The following is a 20,227-nucleotide window of genomic DNA, read 5'->3' as shown; positions in this document are numbered from 1 at the left end:
TATGAGCGACGAGCGACGCACCGAGAGCACAGCGCACCAGAACTTCGAGACCATCGCGATCCACGCGGGCAACACGGCCGACCCGCTGACCGGAGCCGTGGTCCCGCCGATCTACCAGGTCTCCACCTACAAGCAGGACGGCGTCGGCGGGCTGCGCGGCGGCTACGAGTACAGCCGCAGCGCGAACCCGACGCGGTCGGCGCTGGAGGAGAACCTCGCCGCGCTGGAGGGCGGGCGCCGGGGCCTGGCCTTCGCGTCCGGGCTCGCCGCGGAGGACTGCCTGCTGCGGGCGCTGCTCGCGCCCGGCGACCACGTCGTCATCCCGAACGACGCCTACGGGGGCACGTTCCGGCTCTTCGCGAAGGTCGCGGGGCGCTGGGGCGTGGAGTTCTCCGTCGCGGACACCTCCGACGTGGAGGCCGTGCGGGCGGCGGCGACGGAGCGGACGAAGCTGGTCTGGGTGGAGACGCCGAGCAACCCGCTGCTCGGGATCACCGACATCGCGGCGGTCGCGGGGGTGGCGCGGTCGATCGGGGCGCGGCTCGTCGTCGACAACACGTTCGCGAGCCCCTACCTGCAGCAGCCGCTGGCGCTGGGTGCGGACGTCGTCGTGCACTCCACCACGAAGTACATGGGCGGGCACTCCGACGTGGTCGGCGGTGCGCTCGTGACGGCGGACGAGGCGCTCGGCGAGGAGCTGGCGTTCCACCAGAACGCGATGGGCGCGGTGGCGGGGCCGTTCGACGCGTGGCTGGTGCTGCGCGGGGTGAAGACGCTGGCGGTGCGGATGGACCGGCACAGTGAGAACGCCTCGCGCGTGGCGGAGATGCTCTCCGCGCACCCGCGGGTGTCCTCCGTGCTGTACCCGGGGCTGGAGTCGCACCCCGGGCACGACGTGGCCGTCAAGCAGATGAAGTCCTTCGGCGGCATGGTGTCCTTCCGCGTGGCGGACGGCGAGGCCGCGGCGGTCGAGGTCTGCGACCGGGCGAAGCTGTTCACCCTCGGTGAGTCGCTCGGTGGTGTCGAGTCCCTCATCGAGCACCCCGGCCGCATGACGCACGCGAGTGTCGCCGGCTCCCTCCTGGAGGTGCCCTCCGACCTCGTCCGCCTCTCCGTCGGCATCGAGTCTGCGGACGACCTCCTCGCGGACCTCCGCGCAGCGCTCGCCTAGGCGTACCTGGGGTGGGGGCTGCGTGCCCGCCCCCTCCCGGGGCTCCGCCCCGGATGCACGGCCTTCGGCCGCGCGGCCTCAAGCGCCGGCCGGGCTGAGGATTTTCGCCGGCACGGGTGGGCACAGCGCATCGTGCCCAGCGCCGCGACGTGTGCGCTCGCTGCGGTCGGCCTCACCACCGCGGTGTGGTGTCCACCGGCTCGGGGACCCACGGCTGGGTGATGCCGAGCCAGATCGCCGCCGCGACGGCGACGGCGATCGCCGTGAGGGCCACGGCCCGCCGCACCCGCAGCCTGCGGCGGGCGCGGCGGGCGCCGAGGGCCGTGGCGGAGGGGCCGAGGTCGGCCGGGACGGACGGATACGGGCCTGCGAGCAGGTCCCGCACGCGGTCCTCCATCCGGCGGCCGCGGATCACGCGACCGGTCCCGACGTGCCGACGAGCCGGTGGACGGCCCGCGCGCACAGCACGCGGACCCGCTCGACCGGCAGCCCGAGCACCGCCGCGGTCTGCTCCTCGGGCAGCCCCTCGGCGAGCCGGAGGACGAGGACGACGCGCTCGCGCGGCGGGACGGCCGCGAGCAGCCCCCCGGCGCAGCCCCGCTGCCGCCACGCGGTGTGGCCGAAGCGCAGGGCGACGTCCTGCCGGGTGCGGTCGTAGGGGTCCTCGCCGGGCACGCGGCCCCAGGTCGCGTAGGTGCGGGCGAGGGCGCGCAGGAGGAGCCGCCGGGCGTGCGGGTTCGCGGCGGGGGGCTCCGCGGTCAGCAGGGTCGCGACGTGCAGCAGGCGCCCGGACGCGCCGGCGACGAACAGGGCGAACTCCCGCTCGTTCCGGGCCTGTCGGGTCGTTCCTTCTCTGCGCACCGGGGCCTCCCGCCCCCATGGGACGACCCCCGCGGGCCGCGGGTCAAGAGCCCGGCACGGGCTCCGTCCCGTCGGCGGGGCCGCCGCCGGCCCAGGAGGACATCGCCTCGTTGAAGCGGGAGAGGTACGCGGTGAACGCGGCGCGCTCGTCCGCCGGCCAGCCCGCGGTGAGCCGGGCCATCAGCTCGCGCCGCGACGCCCTGACCTCCTCCAGCCGGGCGCGGCCGCGCGGGGAGAGCTGCAGGACGACGGCCCGGCCGTCGTCGGGGTGCGAGGTGCGGGTGACCAGGCCGGTGTCGACGAGCGGCGCGACCTGACGGGTGACGGTGGAGGAGTCGATCCCCATCCCCGCGGCGAGCGCCTTCACCCCTGTGGGGCCCTCCTTGTCGAGCCGGTTGAGCAGCAGGTACGCGGCACGGTCCATGGAGTTCCGCACCTGACCGACCCCACCGAGCCTCGTCTGCTCCGCGCGCCGCGCGAAGACGGCGACCTCGTGCTGGAGCGTGTCGAGCAGGGCGGGGTCGAGATCGGTCGACATGTCCGGGGAGGAGGGCATGGCCGTGGGCTCGATTCATCACTTGAGGGAGGACTGGGGGACAGAGTACGGCCTCGGGCGGCCCGCAACGCGGGGGTTCGCGGCTTCGCCGCGGGTACGGCCCCCGGCCGGTGGCGTCGGCAGCCGGGCGGGTCGGTCCCCGCGGCCCGTCCACCCGCGAAAACCGGTTGAGGGTCGCGATATAGCGCGTTACCGTGAGCCCCCGCCGCACGCGGTTTCCCGCGCGCGCGATCCCCCCGCCTGCCTAGGCTTGCGGGAAACCCATCGACCCTGGGAGTGACCCTTTATGCCAGGTGCCATTCACGCCGAGGGACTGGTCAAGTCCTTCGGCGATGTCAAGGCTCTGGACGGCGTCGACCTCGACGTCCCCGAAGGCACCGTACTGGGCCTGCTCGGCCCGAACGGCGCGGGCAAGACCACCGCCGTCCGCTGTCTCACGACGCTGCTGACCCCCGACAGCGGCACGCTGACCGTCGCCGGCATCGACGTCGTCGCCCGGCCGAACGAGGTGCGCCGCTCGATCGGCCTGTCCGGCCAGTTCGCGGCGGTCGACGAGTACCTGACCGGCCGGGAGAACCTGGAGATGGTGGGCCGGCTCTACCAACTCCCCAAGAAGCAGGCGAAGTCGCGCGCCGCGGAGCTCCTGGAGCGGTTCAACCTCGCCGACGCGGCCGACCGCCCCTCCAAGACGTACTCCGGCGGCATGCGCCGTCGGCTCGACCTCGCGGCGGCGCTGGTGGTCTCCCCGCCGGTGATGTTCATGGACGAGCCGACGACCGGTCTCGACCCGCGCAACCGGCAGCAGCTGTGGGACGTCATCCGCGAGCTCGTCGACGGCGGCACCACCCTCCTGCTCACCACCCAGTACCTGGAGGAGGCCGACCACCTCGCGCACGACATCTGCGTCATCGACCACGGCAAGGTCATCGCCCGCGGCACCTCCGACGAGCTGAAGGCGCGGACCGGCGGCGAGCGCGTCGAGGTCGTCGTCCACGCGCGCGAGGAGATCACCCCGGCCGTCGAGGTGCTGGGCGCGCTCGGCAAGGGCGAGGTGGCGGTCGAGGACCACACCCGCAAGCTGACCGTCCCCGTCACCGGCGGCGCGAAGCTGCTCGCCGAGGTCATCCGCGAACTGGACGCCCGCGGCGTCGAGATCGACGACATCGGGCTGCGGCGGCCCACCCTGGACGACGTGTTCATCTCGTTGACGGGGCACGCCGCGGAGGTCAGGCCGGACGACGACGGCAAGGACGAGGCGGCGGAGACGGCGTCGAAGGAGGCGGGCAAGTGAGCACCCCCGGCACCACGGCCACCACCCTGGCCCCCGCCCCCAAGGGCGGCGTCGCCCAGTCGATCGGCGACTCGCTCGTCGTCGCCAAGCGGAACCTGATCCGGATGACCCGCATCCCCGAGATGATCCTGTTCGGGGTCATCCAGCCGGTGATGTTCGTCGTCCTGTTCACCTACGTCTTCGGCGGCTCGATCAACATCCCCGGCGCCGGCGTCAGCAAGGAGGCGTACACGAACTTCCTGATGGCCGGCATCTTCGCGCAGACGGTGACGTTCGCCACCGCCGGCGCGGCGGCGGGCATCGCCGACGACTCCCAGAAGGGGCTCGTCGACCGCTTCCGGTCGCTGCCGATGGCCCGCGGCGCCGTCCTGACCGGCCGCACCCTCGCGGACCTGGTCCAGACGGCCATCACGCTCGCCGTCCTCGCGATCGTCGCGCTGATCGTCGGCTGGCGCACGGACGAGAACCTCGGCAAGGTGCTCGCGGGCTTCGCCCTGCTCCTGCTGCTCGGCTACGCGTTCACCTGGGTCGGCGCGCTCATCGGCCTCTCGGTGCGCACCCCCGAGGCGGCGACCTCCGGCGGGATCATCTGGCTCTTCCCGCTGACGTTCATCTCGAATGCCTTCGTGCCGGTCAACGGCATGCCGAAGTTCCTGCAGTACGTCGCGGAGTGGAACCCCTTCAGCGCGACGGTCGCGGGGGCGCGCGAGCTCTTCGGGAACACGATCCCCGGCGTGCCGAAGTCGGTGACCGGCGCCTGGCCGATGGAGAACCCGGTCCTGGCGTCCGTCATCTGGTCCGTGCTGATCATCCTGGTCTTCCGCACGCTCGCGGTGCGCAAGTACCGCAAGGCGAGCGGCTGACGCACACGCCGAAGCCCCCGCCCGGTCAATCGGGCGGGGGCTTCGGTGCGACCGGGGGCGGGGCTCAGCCCGCGTGCGGCTTCGCGTCGAGGATCCGCACCGACGCCTGCTTGCCGTTCGGCAGCTCGTACACCGCGTCCTCGCCGACCTTCTTGCCGTTGACGCCGACGCCGAGCGGGGACTGCGGCGAGTAGGTGGAGATGTCGTCGGAGGCGTACTCGCGGGAGGCGAGGAGGAAGGTCTCGGTGTCGTCCTCGTCGCCGTCGAAGGCGATCGTGACGACCATGCCGGGGGCGACGACGCCCTCCTCGGCCGGCGCCTCGCCGACCTTCGCGCCCTCCAGGAGCTGGGTGAGCTGCCGGATGCGCAGCTCCTGCTTGCCCTGCTCCTCCTTGGCCGCGTGGTAGCCGCCGTTCTCGCGCAGGTCGCCCTCCTCGCGGGCCGCCGCGATCTTGACGGCGATCTCCGAGCGTGCGGGACCCGACAGGTACTCAAGCTCGTCCTTGAGCTTGTTGTACGCCTCCTGGGTGAGCCAGGTGACGTTTTCGCTGGTCTGGGCCACGGGTCGCTCCTCGTAGGTACGGGAATACAAAGCATCGCCCTCCCCCGAAGGATGTGCCTCCAGAGGCGGGCGAAACCACGAGCCTAACAATTCCGGACGAAGTCGGGGAGGACTCAGCGCGCGTGAATCCGGTCCCCGCAGGTCAGCGGGGCCCGGGGGTCGCCCTCAGGAGTCCCGGCGGGCGCAGCCGACGAGCTCGGCGCTGGTGGCCCGCGCGGTGGTCCGCAGATCGACGGTGAGACCGGAGACGGACTGCCCGGACGCGAAGCGGACGTCCTTGCGGCCGACCTCGCCGTGGAACTCGTCCAGCGCCCGCACGGTGCAGGTGCCGGCCGTCCCCGTCGACTTCGTCACGTCGAGCTCGATCTCGACGCGGCTGTCCGAGACGGCGTCGAAGGTCACGATCTGGGCGCTGAGGGCCCGCTCGCCGGACACGTAGTGGTAGCCGATCCAGCCGAGCACGGCGAGGAAGAGGACGCCGAGGACGAGGCCGAGCCGCTTGAGGCGGTGGTCGGCGCGGGCGTCGGCGGGAGCGCCGTAGCGGCCCGCAGGCGGGGTCTCGCGCTGCGTGCTCATGATCGTCCTCTCGCGTCCGGGACCGGGCCTGCGGCGAACCCCGGATACCGGAATGTTTCGGCCCCCCGGTCCGTCACTATAGAAGGAGCCCGACGCGACGAATCACTGAGGATCAGGTCTTGACTGAGCAGCTGCGACTGATGGCCGTGCACGCCCACCCGGACGACGAGTCGTCCAAGGGTGCGGCCACCATGGCGAAGTACGTGTCCGAGGGCGTGGACGTCCTCGTCGTGACCTGCACCGGCGGCGAGCGGGGCTCGATCCTCAACCCGCGGCTGCAGGGCGACCCCTATATCGAGGCGAACATCCACGAGGTGCGCCGCAAGGAGATGGACGAGGCGCGCGAGATCCTCGGCGTGCGGCAGGAGTGGCTGGGGTTCGTCGACTCGGGGCTGCCCGAGGGCGACCCGCTGCCGCCGCTGCCGCAGGGCTGCTTCGCGCTGGAGGACGTGGACGAGGCGGCCGGCCGGCTGGTCCGCTCGATCCGGGCGTTCCGTCCGCAGGTCATCACGACCTACGACGAGAACGGCGGCTACCCGCACCCGGACCACATCATGACCCACCAGATCTCGATGGCGGCCTTCGAGGGCGCGAACGACCCGGTGAAGTACCCCGAGGCGGAGTTCGGGCCGGTCTTCGAGCCGAGCAAGCTCTACTACAACCAGGGGTTCAACAAGCCGCGCACCGTCGCCCTGCACGAGGGGCTGCTCGCCCGGGGCCTGGAGTCGCCGTACGGGGAGTGGCTGGAGCGGTGGAAGGAGTTCGAGCGCGCCGAGCGGACGCTCACCACGCACGTGCCGTGCGCGGACTTCTTCGAGATCCGCGACAAGGCGCTGATCGCGCACGCGACGCAGATCGACCCCGACGGCGGCTGGTTCCGGGTGCCGCTGGAGGTGCAGAAGGAGATCTGGCCGACGGAGGAGTACGAGCTGGCGAAGTCGCGGGTCGACGTGTCCCTCCCCGAGGACGACCTCTTCGCGGGCGTGCGCGACAATGCTTGACATGAGTGCACACCAGGTACTGACCCAGCTCGTCCCGCTGGCCGCGGAGCTGGACAAGGACAAGGTGACGCCCGGCGTCCTCGGGTTCATCGTGTTCGCGGTGATGGCGGTCGCGGTGTGGGCGCTGATGAAGTCCATGACGCGGCACATGGGGCGCGTCGACTTCAAGGAGTCCCCCACGTCCGCGAAGGCGGACGGCACCCCGCCCCGCAGCTGACCCGTCGGGCGGCGCACCCGCCACCGCGGGGCCCGCTGCGCCGGGCGGGTGGAATCGGGGGCGCCGACCGCGTGTCCTGTTTGTCAGATTAATGCGGCTCCTAGGGTCGAGGGCATCTGTCCGTTTTCGGACGATTCCTCAGGCTTTGGGAGTGGCGCATGCCGTACGGGAGAAGAGCGAGGAGACGCGGGCTGCTCGCGTTGATCGCGATGCAGGCCGCGCTGATCGGGGGGACGGCCGCGGCGCTGCCGTCGCCGAGCCCGTCACCGTCGGGGAGCCCGTCGCCGTCGGGGAGCCCGTCGCCGGTTCCGGTGCCGAGCGGTTCGGCGCCGGCCTCCGCGTCCGCGTCCGCGTCCCCGTCCCCGACGGGGAAGGCGTCGCCGAAGGCGGAGAAGCCGAAGAAGGCCGCGAAGTCCGGGAAGGCCGGGAAGAGGACACGGGCCGCCGACGACGCGCTGGTGACGATCGACAAGCAGGCCGTCGACGTCCCCGACCCGCTGGTGCCCGGCTCGGAGTTCACCTACCGGATCACGGTGTCCTGCTCGTCGCTGGTCTCGGCCTGTGTGAACGCCTCGATGACCGACACCTTGCCGCCGGGGCTGGAGCTGACCGCCGTCCCCGCGGACGGCGCGAACTACACGATCGACTACGACGACGCCACAGGCACGGTGACGGCCGACTTCACCTCGCCGCTGCCCTCCCCGCCGAACCCGCCCGGTTCGGTGGGCCTCGCCGCGGGCGCGTCGGCCGACATCCTCCTCACGGTCCGGGTCCCGGAGGACACCGACCTGGCCGACGGCGACACGATCACGAACGCGGCGACGGCGGACGCGGACAACGCGCCGCCCGCGGACGACGACGACACCCAGACCGTCACCGTCCCCGACCGGCCGGGCGGCAAGGGCACGAAGACCTGGACCCCCGAGGCGAGCGTGGCCGGCAGCGGCCAGGAGTCGACGATCACGCTGGGCGCGGCGACCACCTCCTCCACGTCGACCGAGGTCGACTCGCTGATCATCGAGGAGACCGACCCGGAGCTCTACGAGAACTTCGACGTGACCCAGATCGGCCCCGTCACCCGGTTCCCCGACGGCGCCGACCAGGTGCAGGTCCTGGTGTGCACCAAGCCCGGGGGCGACTGCACCGAGGACGAGCTGATCGCGGGCCCCGTCGGCCCCGGCCCCGACATCGAGCTGCCGGCGGGCGTCGACCCGGCCGACATCACCGGTGTCGTCTACGTCTTCTCCAACTCCGCGGGGACGCCGCTCCCCCCGGACGCGGACGGCGCCGAGGTCGAGATGACCGTCGAGCTGCGTGACACCGCCCGCTCCACCGGTCAGCCGATCGACCCCAGCGAGCGGCAGACGGTGAGCAACTGCCAGCAGCCCGCACTGCGTTCGGGCGACGACATCCTCAACGGCAAGCCCGCCTGCGCGGACCACGACATCCTGCCGAACACCGCGTCGATCGACCTGACCAAGAGCGTCTACTCGGACACGAACGACGACTGGACGGCCGACGGCGTCGCCGTCATCGGCACCGACGCCCCCGTCACCGCCAAGATCGACTCGAAGAACACCTCGCCGTTCCCGGTGAACGAGATGACGATCACCGAGCCGTCGACCTCCGCCGCCAGCGAGTTCGACAAGCTGGACGTCACCGAGGCCCGGCTGCGGTTCCCGGCCGGCGCCACCGACGCCACCCTGACCGTCACCTGCCGCGACGGCTCGACGCCGCCGGCGCAGACGTTCACCAACCCGCCCGCCACCCAGACCGCCGACCTGGGCTGCCCCGGCGGCGGCCCGGCCGCGTCGGTCACCGTGACGTACACGGGCGAGGACGCGGACGGCAACGGCACGATCGAGGAGGACGCCACGGCGGGCCTCGACCTGCACGGCACCCTCAACGACACCGCGAACGAGGGCGACGCCGAGGACGGCGTGAAGAACTGCGCCGACGGCAGCGCGTCCAACACCTCCAACGGCTCGGGCAGCGCGGCCGGCAACGTCTGCGCGACCCTCGACGTCGAGGTGCCGAACAAGGAGGGCGAGGGCGACAAGGACGCCTCGCAGACCTCGATCCCGCCCGGCCAGCCGGTCACCTTCACCATCGGGCTCACCAACCGCGGGAACGTGCCGCTCGACGGCCCGGTGGTCGTCAGCGACCCGACCGACCCGACCGCGCCCGGCAACCCGTTCGACTCGCTGGAGATCGTCTCCGTCACCCCGACGATCACCCCGCCGAGCCTCGACTACGACCTGGAGGTCTACGACCCGGACGCCGACGCGTGGGTGGCGTACGACGCCGACGACGCCGACCTCCTGGAGCGGGCGACCGGCGTGCGGATCGTCGTGCCCGGCGGCCTGCCGGTCAGCGCGTCCGTCAGCGCGCAGGTCACCGTCCAGCTGCGGGACGACGTCCCCAACGGCACCGTCATCACCAACTGCGCGGTGGCGACCAGCGACGGCGAGACGCTCGACTCGTTCTGCTCCGACAACGCGACCGTCGGCGACGCCAGCTCCTCCGCCTCGCTCAACAAGACGCTCGACCCCTCCACCGTGGACCGCCCCTACCCGGGCGCCCCGGCGGCCGAGGTCAGGGCCACGCTCACCGTCGTCAACAAGGGCAACGTGAACCTCGGCTCGCTCGTCGCGACCGACTTCGACACCGACTTCTTCGACGCGGTCGACTTCGTCCGGCTGACCGGCGTCTCCTTCCCCAAGGGCGCGAACGAGGTGAAGGTCGACGTCTGCACGGCGGCCTGCGGAGGTGCCACGCCCACGATCGTCCAGGGCGAGTGGACCACCAGCGACACCCCCGGCCTGCCGGCCGGTGTCGACGCGGCCGACGTCATCGGCATCCGGGTGAGCTTCCGCTCGACGGGCGGCGACAAGATCGTTCCCGTCGAGGGGTCCCCGACGTTCGACGGGGCCTGCTCCAACGCCTCGGTCTGCTTCGTCGTCACACCGCGCCAGACCCTGCGCTCCGACCCGGACACCGAGATCCCGGACACGCTCGAGGACACGGTGACCGGCACCGGCTCCAGCGACATGTACGGGACGTTCACCATCCCGCCGGCCGAAGCCGACCTGAACATCGTCGAGGGCGACCCGCAGCTCTACGTCGAGAAGACGCAGGACGCCGTCCTCAGGCCGGGTGTCACCCAGCCCTTCACCCTCACGGTGAAGAACACCGGCGACGCCCCGATCGACCCGCTGCGCATCACCGACCCGATCCCCGACCAGCTCGTCGTGGACGAGGACTTCGCCGGCGACAGCGGCTACTACTCCATCACCGTCACCACCCCCGACGGCACCCCGCAGCCCGCGGAGATCGACTTCACCGCCGAGCGCGACGACAGCGGGAAGATCACCTCTCTCACCTGGGACTTCCCCGACTGGGTGTTCTACCCGGGCGCGGAGGTCAAGATCACTTTCGGTGTCAAGCTGGCCGGCGGTGTCGAGGCCGGCACGCAGATCCCCAACACCTTCGGCGCGAGTTCGCCGGGCGAGGACGTGCCCTGCGACCCGGCCTCCCCGCGGCTCGGTGAGAGGACCGACGACCCGGACTACGGCGAGGGCACCTACTGCACCTCCACCGCCACGATCACCACCCAGGCGGGCAGTGCGTTCGACTCCCGCAAGTGGGTGAACGGCAACGCCGACCTGGGCTTCTACAACTCCCTGACCGGCGAGTACTCGTCCGTCGACGACACCACCTGCCCGACCCGCACCTTCGACGGCGCCGTCTACACCCGCTTCCCCTGCACCGCTCTGGTGCTGCCGGGGCAGGACTACCGGCACCGGATCAGCGTCGACAACATCGGCACCAACCCGGCGATGGACTACGACCTGCTCGACGTACTGCCCTTCGTCGGCGACACGGGCGTCCTGCTCGGCGACAACCCGCGCGGCACCGAGTGGGACCCGCGGCCGAGGCTCGCGAGCGCGGTCACCGAGGACGGCCCCGGCACGCCGACGTTCGAGTACACCACCACGCCGCAGCCCTGCCGCGACGAGGTGCCCACCCCCACCCGCGACTGCAACCCCGCCGACTACGTGGGCGACTGGTCCGCGGACGACACCGCCTTCTTCACGCACATCGACTTCGACGGCGGCGGTCTCGCCCCTGGCGACGGCTTCGTCCTGGCCTTCACCATGTCCTCCCCGGCCGACCTCTCCGACCGCGGCACCCGTGAGGACCCGTCCCTCGCCTGGAACTCCTTCGCCAACAAGGAGACCGTGCGGGTCGGCTCGAACGACCAGGTCCTCCCGGTCACCGAGCCGCCGAAGTCCGGCGTCGGGATGGTCTTCGGCACCCTGCGCGTCGAGAAGACCGTCGAGGGGACCCCGCTCGACGGCAGCGCCGGACCGTTCACCGTCGAGTACGAGTGCACCGTCACCCCCGACACCGGCGACCCGGTGGTCGTGCGCACCGGTACCGCCGACCTGGCGCCCGGTGAGCCGCTCGTCGTCGAGCAGGTCTCGGCCGGCGCGGTCTGCCGGGTCTGGGAGACGGAGACCGACGGGGCGCAGAGCAGCGCCGACGGGGAGGGGAACGCCGCCGAGGTGACCATCCTGCCCGAGACCGTCAGCGACGCCCCGAGCATCGTCCGGATCACCAACACCTACGTCCCCCCGTCCCCGACCCCCTCGCCGTCGACCTCGACGCCGATGCCGACGCCGTCGCCCTCCGACGGCGGCAGCACGCCCCCAGGCGGATCCACTCCGAGCGGCTCCGTGCCGCCCGGCGGCGCGCTGCCCGACACCGGCTGGCCGCTCGCGCCGGTCCTCGGCATCGTCGGCGCGCTCCTCGTCGCCGGCCTCGTCCTGACGAACGTCGCCCTCAAGCGACGCCGTCCGGACGCGCTCCACTAGCCCCGCCCGTCCCGCGACGCCCCGTCCCGCCGAACCACGGCGGGGCGGGGCGTTCCCGTCTACGGTGGACGGACCGCCGTCGCCTCCGGGAGGGTGCGTGGACAACTACGACGTCAAGAAGGACCTGCGGCACCTCTACGGTGCGAAGGGCCGCATCGAGCGGGTGGACGTGCCTACGCTGGGCTTCGTCACCGCGGACGGCGAGGGCAGTCCGAACACGTCCCGGCTCTACACGGACGTGGTCGAGGCGCTGTACACCACCGCCTACGCCGTGCGCGCCCTCGCCGTCGAGGAGGTGGGGCGCAAGCACACCGTCGGGCCGCTGGAGGGGCTGTGGTGGGCCGACGACCTGGGCGCGTTCACCGCGTCCCGCGACGAGGACGCGTGGAAGTGGCGGCTGATGATCGTCCAACCCGACTGGATCACCGAGGAGTTGTTCCGCGCGGGACTGGAGCGGGCCGTCGCGCGCAAGGCCCCGGCCGCGGCCGACCGGGTGCGCTTCACGAGGTTCGAGGAGGGCCCCTGCGTGCAGGTCCTGCACGTCGGCCCGTACGACCAGGAGGGCCCCGCGATCGCCCGCATGCACGACGAGTTCATGCCCGCCCGGCACCTCAAGCCGCGCGGCCTCCACCACGAGATCTACCTCTCCGACGCGCGCCGCACCGCGCCCGCCCGCCTGCGCACGATCCTCCGCCAGCCGGTGGAGGCGGTGGCATGACCCATCCGGTGATGTTCGAGGACGACGACCCGTACCTGGTGCGGCTGCGGGAGGTGGCCCTCGCCTTCCCCGACGCGGTGGAGCGGGTCGCGCACGGCCGGCCCGGCTTCCGGGCCGGCGCGGGGAGGTTCTTCGCCTGGTACGGCGGCTCCACCAAGGCGCCCGGGGCGGAGCGCGTGGTCCACGACCACGCCCTGCTCGTCCTCCCCGACGACTCCGAGCGTGCCGCGCTCGCCGAGGACCCCCGCGCGTTCGCCCCCGCCTACCTCGCCCCCGCCGGCTGGACCGGACTCGACCTCTCCGCCGCGGGCACCGTCCCGCCCGAGGCCGTCGACTGGCGCGAGGTCGCCGAACTCCTCGACGCCTCCTACCGCCGCGTGGCCGGCGTCCGCCGCACCGCCCGCCTCGACGCGGGCGAGGGCCCGGGGGCGGTACGGGAGGATGTGCGACGGCACCGGGCAGGGGGGACCGTCGCGGCGAAGGGGCCCTGATGCGGACCACCGTGGGGATCGTCGGCGGGGCCCGCCGGGCTGCTGCTCGCGTCGCCGGGTGCGACGGCTTCCACGGCGTCGCCCGCCGGGCGGTGCCGGCCGGCGTCCGCACCACGTACACCCGCTCCTACCCGTACTCCTGGCTGGGCGTCCTCGCCGACGCGCCCCCGTCGTGCGACCACCTCGTGTACGCCGGCTTCGCCCTGCACAGCATGCGCTCGGCCACGGTCAGCCGCCTCTACCTGCAGGTGCCCAACGGCACCGACCCGGCGCACTGGCCCGACGACCGGATCCGGGACGAACTCGGCGCGCGCCTCGCCGTCGACGGCGGCCGGAAGCCGGAGCGCGGGCCGATCACCGCCCGGTCCGTCGTCCCGATGCACAGCTCCGTCACCGAGCCGATGAGCCACGGCCGGCTCTTCCTCGCCGGCGACGCCGCGCACATCGTCCCGCCGACCGGCGCGAAGGGCCTCAACCTCGCCGTCGCCGACGTCGTCGTCCTGGCCCGCGCCCTGCGCGCCCGCCACACCACCGGCTCCACCGCGCTGCTCGACGCCTACTCCGCGACGTGCCTGCGCCGGGTCTGGCAGGCCGAGCACTTCTCCTCGTCGCTGACCGCCCTCCTCCACCGCGCCCCCGACCAGACCCCGTTCGACGACCGCCTCCACCTCACCCACCTGCGCCGCATCGCCGCCGGCGGCTACGCGGCGGCGGACCTGGCCGACCAGTACGTGGGCCTCCCGATCGGCTGGGACCGCGGCGCCGGCCATCGGGCTGCGGGCCCCGCGCGTCACCATGGACGGCGGTGCTTCGGTCAGCTGGCGGAGGTGGCACGGTGATCACGGTTCTGGTCGTGCAGAACACGGTGCGGGGTGGGCCGGGGAGGCTCGCGGGGTGGTGGGAGGAGGAGGGGCTGGCCGTCGAGGTGGTGCGTCCGTACGCGGGGGAGGCGCTGCCGGGGCGGCTGGCGGGGCGGCCGCTGGTCGTCATGGGCGGGGGGTTCATGCCGGACGACGACGGGCGCGCGCCGTGGCTGGCGCCGGTGCGGCGGCTGGTCGGGGAGGCCGTCGCGGAGGGGACGCCGATGCTCGGGATCTGCCTCGGCGGGCAGCTGCTCGCGCAGGTGGCCGGGGGGACGGTCCGGGCGCGGCACGGGACGCCGGAGTACGGCAGCGTGGCGCTGCGGCTGCGGCCCGAGTGCGCGCAGGACCCGCTGTTCGCGGGGCTCGGCACCGCGGTGACCGCCGTCGAGCGGCACGTGGACGCGATCACTGTGCTGCCGCCCGGCGCCGTCTGGCTGGCCGACAACGAGGCGTGCCCGTACCAGGCGTTCCGCGTCGGCCCCCGCGCCTGGGGCCTGCAGTTCCACCCCGAGGCGACCGCCGCCGACGTCGCCGCCTGGGACCGCGACCGGCTCGCCGCCCTCGGCCTCGACCCCGCCGCCCTCACCGCCCGCGCCACCGCGCACGCCCCCCGCGCGACTCCCGTCTGGTCCACCCTCACCCGCCGCTTCGCGGCCGTCTGCGATCCCGGCCGCTGACGCCGCCCGGCTCGCCCGCCCCCGTCCGCGGGGGTCCGGCACGCGAACTCCGCCGACGTACGCGACCGCCTCTCTGCCTCGGCCGGCGGAGCCCGGGTCCCACGGCCGCAGCCCCCCGGGGGCGGTCCGCGAGGGCGGGCGCCGCTTCCGGTGGCCGCCGTCGGCGCTGTGAGAGGCTGGGGTGCATGAACCGCTTGGCCGGCGCGACCTCCCCGTACCTGCTCCAGCACGCCGACAACCCCGTCGACTGGTGGCCCTGGATCCCCGAGGCGTTCGAGGAGGCGCGGCGGCGGGACGTGCCGGTGCTGCTGAGCGTGGGGTACAGCGCGTGCCACTGGTGCCACGTGATGGCGCACGAGTCGTTCGAGGACGCCGGGACCGCCGGTTATCTGAACGCGCACTTCGTGAGCGTGAAGGTGGACCGGGAGGAGCGGCCGGATGTGGACGCGGTGTACATGGAGGCGGTGCAGGCGGCGACCGGGCAGGGCGGGTGGCCGATGACGGTGTTCATGACGCCGGAAGGGGAGCCGTTCTACTTCGGGACGTACTTCCCGCCGGAGCCCCGGCACGGGATGCCGTCCTTCCGGCAGGTGCTGGAGGGCGTGCGGGCGGCGTGGACCGACCGGCGGGACGAGGTCGGCGAGGTCGCGGGGAAGATCGTGCGGGACCTCGCACAGCGGGAGATCCGCTACGAGGGCCAGGAGCCGCCCGGCGAGGAGGAGTTGGCGCGGGCGCTGCTCGGGCTGACGCGGGACTTCGACGCGGAGCACGGCGGGTTCGGCGGCGCGCCGAAGTTCCCGCCGTCGATGGTGATCGAGTTCCTGCTGCGGCACCACGCCAGGACCGGCGCCGAGGGCGCGCTCCAGATGGCCGTCGAGACGTGCGAGAAGATGGCGCGGGGCGGGATCTACGACCAGCTCGGCGGCGGATTCGCCCGGTACGCCGTCGACCGCACGTTCACCGTGCCGCACTTCGAGAAGATGCTGTACGACAACGCGCTGCTGTGCCGCGCGTACGCGCACCTGTGGCGCTCCACCGGCAGCGAGCTCGCCCGGCGGGTCGCGCTGGAGACGGCCGACTTCATGGTCGGCGAACTCCGCACGAACGAGGGCGGGTTCGCCTCCGCGCTCGACGCGGACAGCGACGACGGCACGGGAGAGGGCCACCACAAGGAGGGCGCGTTCTACGTCTGGACTCCGGCCCGACTACGCGACGTGCTGGGCGAGGAGGACGGCGCACGCGCGGCCGAGGCGTTCGGCGTGACCGAGGAGGGCACGTTCGAGGAGGGCGCCTCGGTGCTGCGACTCCCGCGCGGGGACGCCCCGCAGGACATCCGGCGAAAGCTCCTCGACGCCCGCGCAGCCCGCCCCCGCCCCGGCCGCGACGACAAGGTGGTCGCCGCCTGGAACGGCCTCGCGATCGCCGCCCTCGCCGAGACCGGCGCCTACTTCGACCGCCCCGACCTCGTCGAACGCGCCACCGAGGCCGCCGATCTGCTGCTCCGCGTCCACATGGACGAGCAGGCGCACCTGACCCGCACCTCCCGGGACGGCCGCGCGGGCGCCAACGCGGGGGTCCTGGAGGACTACGCCGACGTCGCCGAGGGCTTCCTCGCGCTCGCGTCGGTGACCGGCGAGGGCGTGTGGCTGGAGTTCGCCGGCTTCCTGCTGGACCAGGTCCTCACCCGCTTCAGCGGCGAGGACGGCCAGCTGTTCGACACCGCGGAGGACGCCGAGCGGCTGATCCGCCGCCCGCAGGACCCGACCGACAACGCCGTCCCGTCCGGCTGGACCGCGGCGGCGGGCGCGCTCCTGAGTTACGCCGCGCACACCGGGTCCGAACCCCACCGCGCTGCGGCGGAGCGGGCGTTGGGCGTCGTGAAGGCGCTCGCGCCGCGTGCTCCTCGTCACATCGGGCACGGCCTCGCCGTCGCCGAGGCGCTGCTCGACGGGCCCCGGGAGATCGCCGTCGCCGGCCCCGTCGGCGGCGAACTGCACCGCGTCGCGCTGCTCGGCACCGCGCCCGGCGCGGTCGTCGCGGCGGGCGAGGACCCGGCCGAACTGCCGCTGCTGCACGCGAGGGAGCAGCGGAACGGGCAGGTCACGGCGTACGTCTGCCGCGGGTTCGTGTGCGACGCGCCGACGGCGGACGCGGCGGAACTGGCCGCGAAGGTCCGCTAGGCACCGCCCGGGGGCGGCCGCAGGGACACCCGCGCGGCCGCCCCCGGACGACGTCCGAGGCCCCCCCGCGGGACCGCTGCCGCACGCCGTGCGGCCCCGCGTTGCCTGTGTCCGATGTGATCGCGCGATACGCAGTTTTTATCGGACGGTTGAACGGACTTCACGCGTACGAACGTATGCTCTCCGTGAAGTCGCGGCGTGGAGGGGGCCGTTCACGCGGCCGAGGCGCGCGCGACGACAGGGGCTTTCGGTAGTGGGGTCTGCCGGGCGTACCGCCCCTGGGGGGAGCCGCGGCACCGCGTGAGCGGTCCGCGGCAGGGGTCCAAGGGGGGACCTTGTTCACTGTTGTGCTGTGTGCTGCCGTCTCGCTCGTGCTCTTCGGGATGGCGGCCTTCACGCTCTGGTGGCAGATGCACGCCTGGCGCACCCCCGAGGTGCTCGCCGGGACCCGGTTCGGCGCGCCGGACGGGGCCGAGAAGCTCGCCTTCAGCCTGCTGGTCCCGGCCCGCCACGAGCAGGCCGTCCTCGACCACACCATCACCCGGCTCCTGGAGTCCAGCCACACCGACTTCGAGATCCTGGTCATCGTCGGCCACGACGACCCCGGGACCGCGGCCGTCGCCGAGCGCGCGGCCGAGCGGGACGCACGGGTGCGGGTCGTCGTCGACCACCACGCCGCGAAGAACAAGCCGAAGGCGCTCAACACCGCGCTGCCGCAGTGCCGCGGGGACGTGGTCGGGGTCTTCGACGCCGAGGACCAGGTCCACCCCGAGCTGCTCGCACACGTCGACCACGCCTTCACCAGCACCGGGGCGGACGTCGTCCAGGGCGGCGTGCAGCTGATCAACTTCCACTCCTCCTGGTACAGCCTGCGCAACTGCCTGGAGTACTTCTTCTGGTTCCGCAGCCGCCTGCACCTGCACGCGAAGAAGGGGTTCATCCCGCTCGGCGGGAACACCGTCTTCGTCCGCACCGACGTGCTGCGCGACGCGGGCGGCTGGGACCCGGAGTGCCTCGCGGAGGACTGCGACCTCGGCGTGCGGCTCTCCTCCGCGGGCCGCAAGGTGGTCGTCGCGTACGACTCCGCCATGGTCACCCGGGAGGAGACGCCCGGCACGCTCGTCTCGCTGCTCAAGCAGCGCACCCGCTGGAACCAGGGCTTCCTCCAGGTCTACCGCAAGGGCGACTGGCGGCAACTCCCGTCGTTCAAGCAGCGGTTGCTCGCCCGCTACACCCTGATGACCCCGTTCCTGCAGGCCTTCACCGGGGTGATCATCCCGGTGAACATCGCCATCGCGCTCTTCCTCGACGTGCCGGTCGGGATCGCGTTCATCACCTTCCTGCCGGCCGTCACCGCGCTCGTCACGTTCGTCTTCGAGGTCGTCGGCCTGCACGACTTCGGCGAGCAGTACGGGCTGCGCGTCCGCTTCACGCACTACCTCAAGCTGATCGTCGGCGGCCCCGTCTACCAGGTGCTCCTGGCCGGGGCGGCCGTGCGGGCCGTGTGGCGCGAGCACCGCGGCCGCAACGAGTGGGAGCTGACCAGCCACGTCGGCGCACACCTGGGCAACGGCGCCCTCCCCGCAGCACAGAGCGACGCACCCGTCGCCGTAGCCCAGGAGGCCCGCGCGTGACCGCGATCCTGACCCGACCCGAGGCGCCGGTCCGCGCGACCGCCACCGGTCCGAGCTCCCCGATCGTCCGGCCCTCCGTCCGCTTCCGGAGATCGCCCGCCGACCTCGCGCTGTGCGGGGCGCTGCTGGTGGCGATCCTTCTCGTCCAGGGCTGGAACATGGCGCAGTACCCCGCGCTCAGCGACGACGAGGGCACCTACCTCGCGCAGGCGTGGTCCGTGCAGCAGGGCAACGGGCTCGCCCACTACACCTACTGGTACGACCACCCCCCGCTCGGCTGGCTGCAGATCGCGGCGCTCACCTACGTCCCCTCGCTGCTGGCGCCGGAGTCTATGACGGTCGGCAGCATGCGGTTCGCGATGCTCGCCGTCAGCGCGGCGTGCGCGGTGCTGGTGTACGTGCTCGCCCGGCGGCTGTGGCTGCCGCGGTGGTCGGCGGGGCTCGCGATGGCGCTGTTCGGGCTCTCGCCGCTGTCGGTGGTGCTCCAGCGGGAGATCTTCCTCGACAACATCGCCGTGATGTGGATGCTGCTCGCGTTCGTCCTGGCCGCCTCCCCGAACCGGCATCTGTGGCACCACTTCGCCGCGGGGCTCGCGGCGGCGGCCGCGGTGCTCACCAAGGAGACGATCCTCGTCGTCCTGCCCGCGCTGCTGCTCACCATGTGGCGGCACAGCCACCCCGCGACCCGCAAGTTCGCGGTCACCGGCGCCGTCACGGCGTGCGTGCTCGCCGGGCTCTCCTACCCCCTGTACGCCCTGCTCAACGGGGAGTTGTTCCCCGGCGACGACCACGTCTCGCTGTGGGACGGGGTCACCTACCAGATGAGCCGGCCGGGGTCCGGGTTCGTGTTCGACACGGGCTCGGGGTCGAACGACGTGCTGAGGTCGTGGCTGTACTACGACACCGTGCTGCTGGTCGGCGGCGTCGCGGGCGCGGCGCTGCTGCTCGCCACCCGGCGCTGGTCGGTCACGGCGCGCGCGCTCGCCGGGCCCGCGCTCGCGGTGGCGATCCTGTTCGTCGTCGCGCTGCGGCCCGACGGCTACCTGCCCGCGATGTACGTCATCCAGGGGCTGCCGTTCCTCGCGCTGCTGCTCGCCGGGGGCGCGGCCAGCGTCACCCACGCACTGCTGCGCCGCGGGACCGGCTTCACCACCGCCGTCCCCGCCGGCGTCCGCTGGACGGCGCTCGCGCTGCTCACCGCGACCGCGCTCGGCTACGTCGTGCCGCGCTGGTACGACGGCAACCGCACGGCGATGACCGCGCAGGCCAACGTCGGCTACGAGCGGGCCGCGGCGTGGATGGCGAGCGAGGTCGAGGACCCCGGCAGCCGCCGTGTCCTCGTCGACGACGCGCTCTGGCTCGACCTCGTCCACGCCGGCTACCGGCCCGGCGACGGCGTCATCTGGTTCTACAAGGCCGACCTCGACCCCGCGGTCGCGAAGAAGCTGCCCGGCGGGTGGCGCGACATCGACTACGTCGTCGCCTCCCCGACGGTCCGCCGCGACGCGGTCGACCTCCCGCTGGTGAAGGGGGCGTTGGAGAACGCGCGCACGGTGGCCGTGTTCGGCGAGGGGGAGGAGCGGATCGAGATCCGCCAGGTCATGGGCGGTGCGCGATGAGCACGGACGCGGTGGTCGCGGAAGGCGACGAGTCGCCGCGCGGCGGCGCGCAGGCGGCGGCCGCGGCGGC

At 73.1% G+C, this 20,227-nt stretch carries 18 protein-coding genes and 1 pseudogene; 13 read left to right on the top strand and 6 right to left on the bottom strand.

From position 1 onward, the window contains the following. The first annotated feature begins 1 nt into the window (after position 1). Positions 2 to 1,171: a cystathionine gamma-synthase gene (locus ACFWEG_RS18670; protein WP_387216344.1), complete on the top strand. Its 1,170-nt coding sequence runs from the start codon at positions 2 to 4 to the stop codon at positions 1,169 to 1,171. Between the two features lie 172 nt (positions 1,172 to 1,343). Here the strand turns inward: ACFWEG_RS18670 and ACFWEG_RS18665 are convergent, their stop codons facing one another. Genes ACFWEG_RS18665 through ACFWEG_RS18655 form a run of 3 tightly spaced genes read right to left on the bottom strand, consistent with a single transcriptional unit; the run spans position 1,344 to position 2,588 of the window. Beyond that, positions 1,344 to 1,556, bottom strand: a complete 213-nt coding sequence (locus tag ACFWEG_RS18665; protein WP_387216342.1) for a hypothetical protein — start codon at positions 1,554 to 1,556, stop codon at positions 1,344 to 1,346. Between the two features lie 26 nt (positions 1,557 to 1,582). Beyond that, positions 1,583 to 2,032, bottom strand: coding sequence for a sigma factor-like helix-turn-helix DNA-binding protein (locus ACFWEG_RS18660; RefSeq protein ID WP_387216340.1), 450 nt, complete (start codon positions 2,030 to 2,032; stop codon positions 1,583 to 1,585). A gap of 43 nt (positions 2,033 to 2,075) precedes the next feature. Further along, a complete protein-coding gene (locus tag ACFWEG_RS18655) occupies positions 2,076 to 2,588 on the bottom strand; it encodes a MarR family winged helix-turn-helix transcriptional regulator (protein WP_387216338.1) in 513 nt (170 codons plus the stop codon). Between the two features lie 286 nt (positions 2,589 to 2,874). Here ACFWEG_RS18655 and ACFWEG_RS18650 point away from each other — a divergent pair, with 286 nt between their 5' ends. After that, positions 2,875 to 3,879 carry an ATP-binding cassette domain-containing protein gene (locus ACFWEG_RS18650; protein ID WP_387216336.1) on the top strand — a complete coding sequence of 335 codons (1,005 nt, stop codon included), beginning with the start codon at positions 2,875 to 2,877 and terminating at the stop codon, positions 3,877 to 3,879. Further along, entirely contained in the window at positions 3,876 to 4,742 is an 867-nt protein-coding gene (locus ACFWEG_RS18645; protein WP_387216334.1) for an ABC transporter permease, read from the top strand. Before ACFWEG_RS18650 ends, ACFWEG_RS18645 begins: the two co-directional genes overlap by 4 nt. A gap of 64 nt (positions 4,743 to 4,806) precedes the next feature. Here the strand turns inward: ACFWEG_RS18645 and greA are convergent, their stop codons facing one another. Then, positions 4,807 to 5,304, bottom strand: a complete 498-nt coding sequence (gene greA / locus ACFWEG_RS18640; protein ID WP_387216332.1) for a transcription elongation factor GreA — start codon at positions 5,302 to 5,304, stop codon at positions 4,807 to 4,809. 165 nt (positions 5,305 to 5,469) lie between these two features. Continuing rightward, a complete protein-coding gene (locus ACFWEG_RS18635; RefSeq protein ID WP_387216330.1) occupies positions 5,470 to 5,880 on the bottom strand; it encodes a DUF4307 domain-containing protein in 411 nt (136 codons plus the stop codon). A 119-nt stretch (positions 5,881 to 5,999) separates the two neighbouring features. Between ACFWEG_RS18635 and mca the strand changes: the two genes are divergently transcribed. Continuing rightward, on the top strand, positions 6,000 to 6,881 hold the full coding sequence (gene mca, locus ACFWEG_RS18630) for a mycothiol conjugate amidase Mca (protein WP_387216328.1): 882 nt from the start codon (positions 6,000 to 6,002) through the stop codon (positions 6,879 to 6,881). Position 6,882: 1 nt separating this feature from the next. Then, positions 6,883 to 7,098: a hypothetical protein gene (locus tag ACFWEG_RS18625; protein ID WP_387216326.1), complete on the top strand. Its 216-nt coding sequence runs from the start codon at positions 6,883 to 6,885 to the stop codon at positions 7,096 to 7,098. Between the two features lie 100 nt (positions 7,099 to 7,198). On the opposite strand, the gene ACFWEG_RS18620 is transcribed toward ACFWEG_RS18625, so the two are convergent. Beyond that, positions 7,199 to 7,570, bottom strand: coding sequence for a hypothetical protein (locus ACFWEG_RS18620; RefSeq protein ID WP_387216324.1), 372 nt, complete (start codon positions 7,568 to 7,570; stop codon positions 7,199 to 7,201). Between ACFWEG_RS18620 and ACFWEG_RS18615 the strand changes: the two genes are divergently transcribed. From ACFWEG_RS18615 to ACFWEG_RS18580, 8 genes and pseudogenes are all read left to right on the top strand, one after another. Continuing rightward, positions 7,557 to 11,975, top strand: coding sequence for a DUF5979 domain-containing protein (locus ACFWEG_RS18615; RefSeq protein WP_387216322.1), 4,419 nt, complete (start codon positions 7,557 to 7,559; stop codon positions 11,973 to 11,975). The genes ACFWEG_RS18620 and ACFWEG_RS18615 overlap by 14 nt on opposite strands. Before the next feature lie 97 nt (positions 11,976 to 12,072). Next, positions 12,073 to 12,693 (top strand): GyrI-like domain-containing protein, encoded by a 621-nt coding sequence (locus ACFWEG_RS18610; RefSeq protein ID WP_387216320.1) that lies wholly within the window; start codon positions 12,073 to 12,075, stop codon positions 12,691 to 12,693. Then, positions 12,690 to 13,184 carry an MmcQ/YjbR family DNA-binding protein gene (locus ACFWEG_RS18605; protein ID WP_387216318.1) on the top strand — a complete coding sequence of 165 codons (495 nt, stop codon included), beginning with the start codon at positions 12,690 to 12,692 and terminating at the stop codon, positions 13,182 to 13,184. The genes ACFWEG_RS18610 and ACFWEG_RS18605 overlap by 4 nt, the downstream gene beginning before the upstream one ends. Before the next feature lie 50 nt (positions 13,185 to 13,234). Continuing rightward, positions 13,235 to 13,933: pseudogene (locus ACFWEG_RS18600) on the top strand (FAD-dependent monooxygenase); the annotation flags it as partial. Positions 13,934 to 14,019: 86 nt separating this feature from the next. Continuing rightward, on the top strand, positions 14,020 to 14,724 hold the full coding sequence (locus tag ACFWEG_RS18595) for a type 1 glutamine amidotransferase (protein WP_387216316.1): 705 nt from the start codon (positions 14,020 to 14,022) through the stop codon (positions 14,722 to 14,724). A 185-nt stretch (positions 14,725 to 14,909) separates the two neighbouring features. After that, positions 14,910 to 16,904, top strand: a complete 1,995-nt coding sequence (locus tag ACFWEG_RS18590) for a thioredoxin domain-containing protein (protein WP_387216315.1) — start codon at positions 14,910 to 14,912, stop codon at positions 16,902 to 16,904. Between the two features lie 383 nt (positions 16,905 to 17,287). After that, positions 17,288 to 18,538 (top strand): glycosyltransferase, encoded by a 1,251-nt coding sequence (locus ACFWEG_RS18585; RefSeq protein ID WP_387216360.1) that lies wholly within the window; start codon positions 17,288 to 17,290, stop codon positions 18,536 to 18,538. A gap of 62 nt (positions 18,539 to 18,600) precedes the next feature. Beyond that, positions 18,601 to 20,157 (top strand): ArnT family glycosyltransferase, encoded by a 1,557-nt coding sequence (locus tag ACFWEG_RS18580; RefSeq protein WP_387216358.1) that lies wholly within the window; start codon positions 18,601 to 18,603, stop codon positions 20,155 to 20,157. Positions 20,158 to 20,227: the final 70 nt, after the last annotated feature.

The organism is Streptomyces sp. NPDC060194 (assembly GCF_042728285.1).
Taxonomy (GTDB): domain Bacteria; phylum Actinomycetota; class Actinomycetes; order Streptomycetales; family Streptomycetaceae; genus Streptomyces.
Note: the sequence above shows the minus strand (reverse complement) of the source record. Positions and strands in the feature narration are given on the sequence as shown.

What these genes read in the sequence shown, in the direction of transcription:
- ACFWEG_RS18670 (WP_387216344.1), top strand. Translation starts at nt 2, where the DNA reads ATGAGCGACGAGCGACGCACCGAGAGCACAGCGCACCAGAACTTCGAG.
- ACFWEG_RS18655 (WP_387216338.1), bottom strand. Translation starts at nt 2,588, where the DNA reads ATGCCCTCCTCCCCGGACATGTCGACCGATCTCGACCCCGCCCTGCTC.
- ACFWEG_RS18650 (WP_387216336.1), top strand. Translation starts at nt 2,875, where the DNA reads ATGCCAGGTGCCATTCACGCCGAGGGACTGGTCAAGTCCTTCGGCGAT.
- ACFWEG_RS18635 (WP_387216330.1), bottom strand. Translation starts at nt 5,880, where the DNA reads ATGAGCACGCAGCGCGAGACCCCGCCTGCGGGCCGCTACGGCGCTCCC.
- ACFWEG_RS18625 (WP_387216326.1), top strand. Translation starts at nt 6,883, where the DNA reads ATGAGTGCACACCAGGTACTGACCCAGCTCGTCCCGCTGGCCGCGGAG.
- ACFWEG_RS18605 (WP_387216318.1), top strand. Translation starts at nt 12,690, where the DNA reads ATGACCCATCCGGTGATGTTCGAGGACGACGACCCGTACCTGGTGCGG.
- ACFWEG_RS18590 (WP_387216315.1), top strand. Translation starts at nt 14,910, where the DNA reads ATGAACCGCTTGGCCGGCGCGACCTCCCCGTACCTGCTCCAGCACGCC.
- ACFWEG_RS18585 (WP_387216360.1), top strand. Translation starts at nt 17,288, where the DNA reads ATGGCGGCCTTCACGCTCTGGTGGCAGATGCACGCCTGGCGCACCCCC.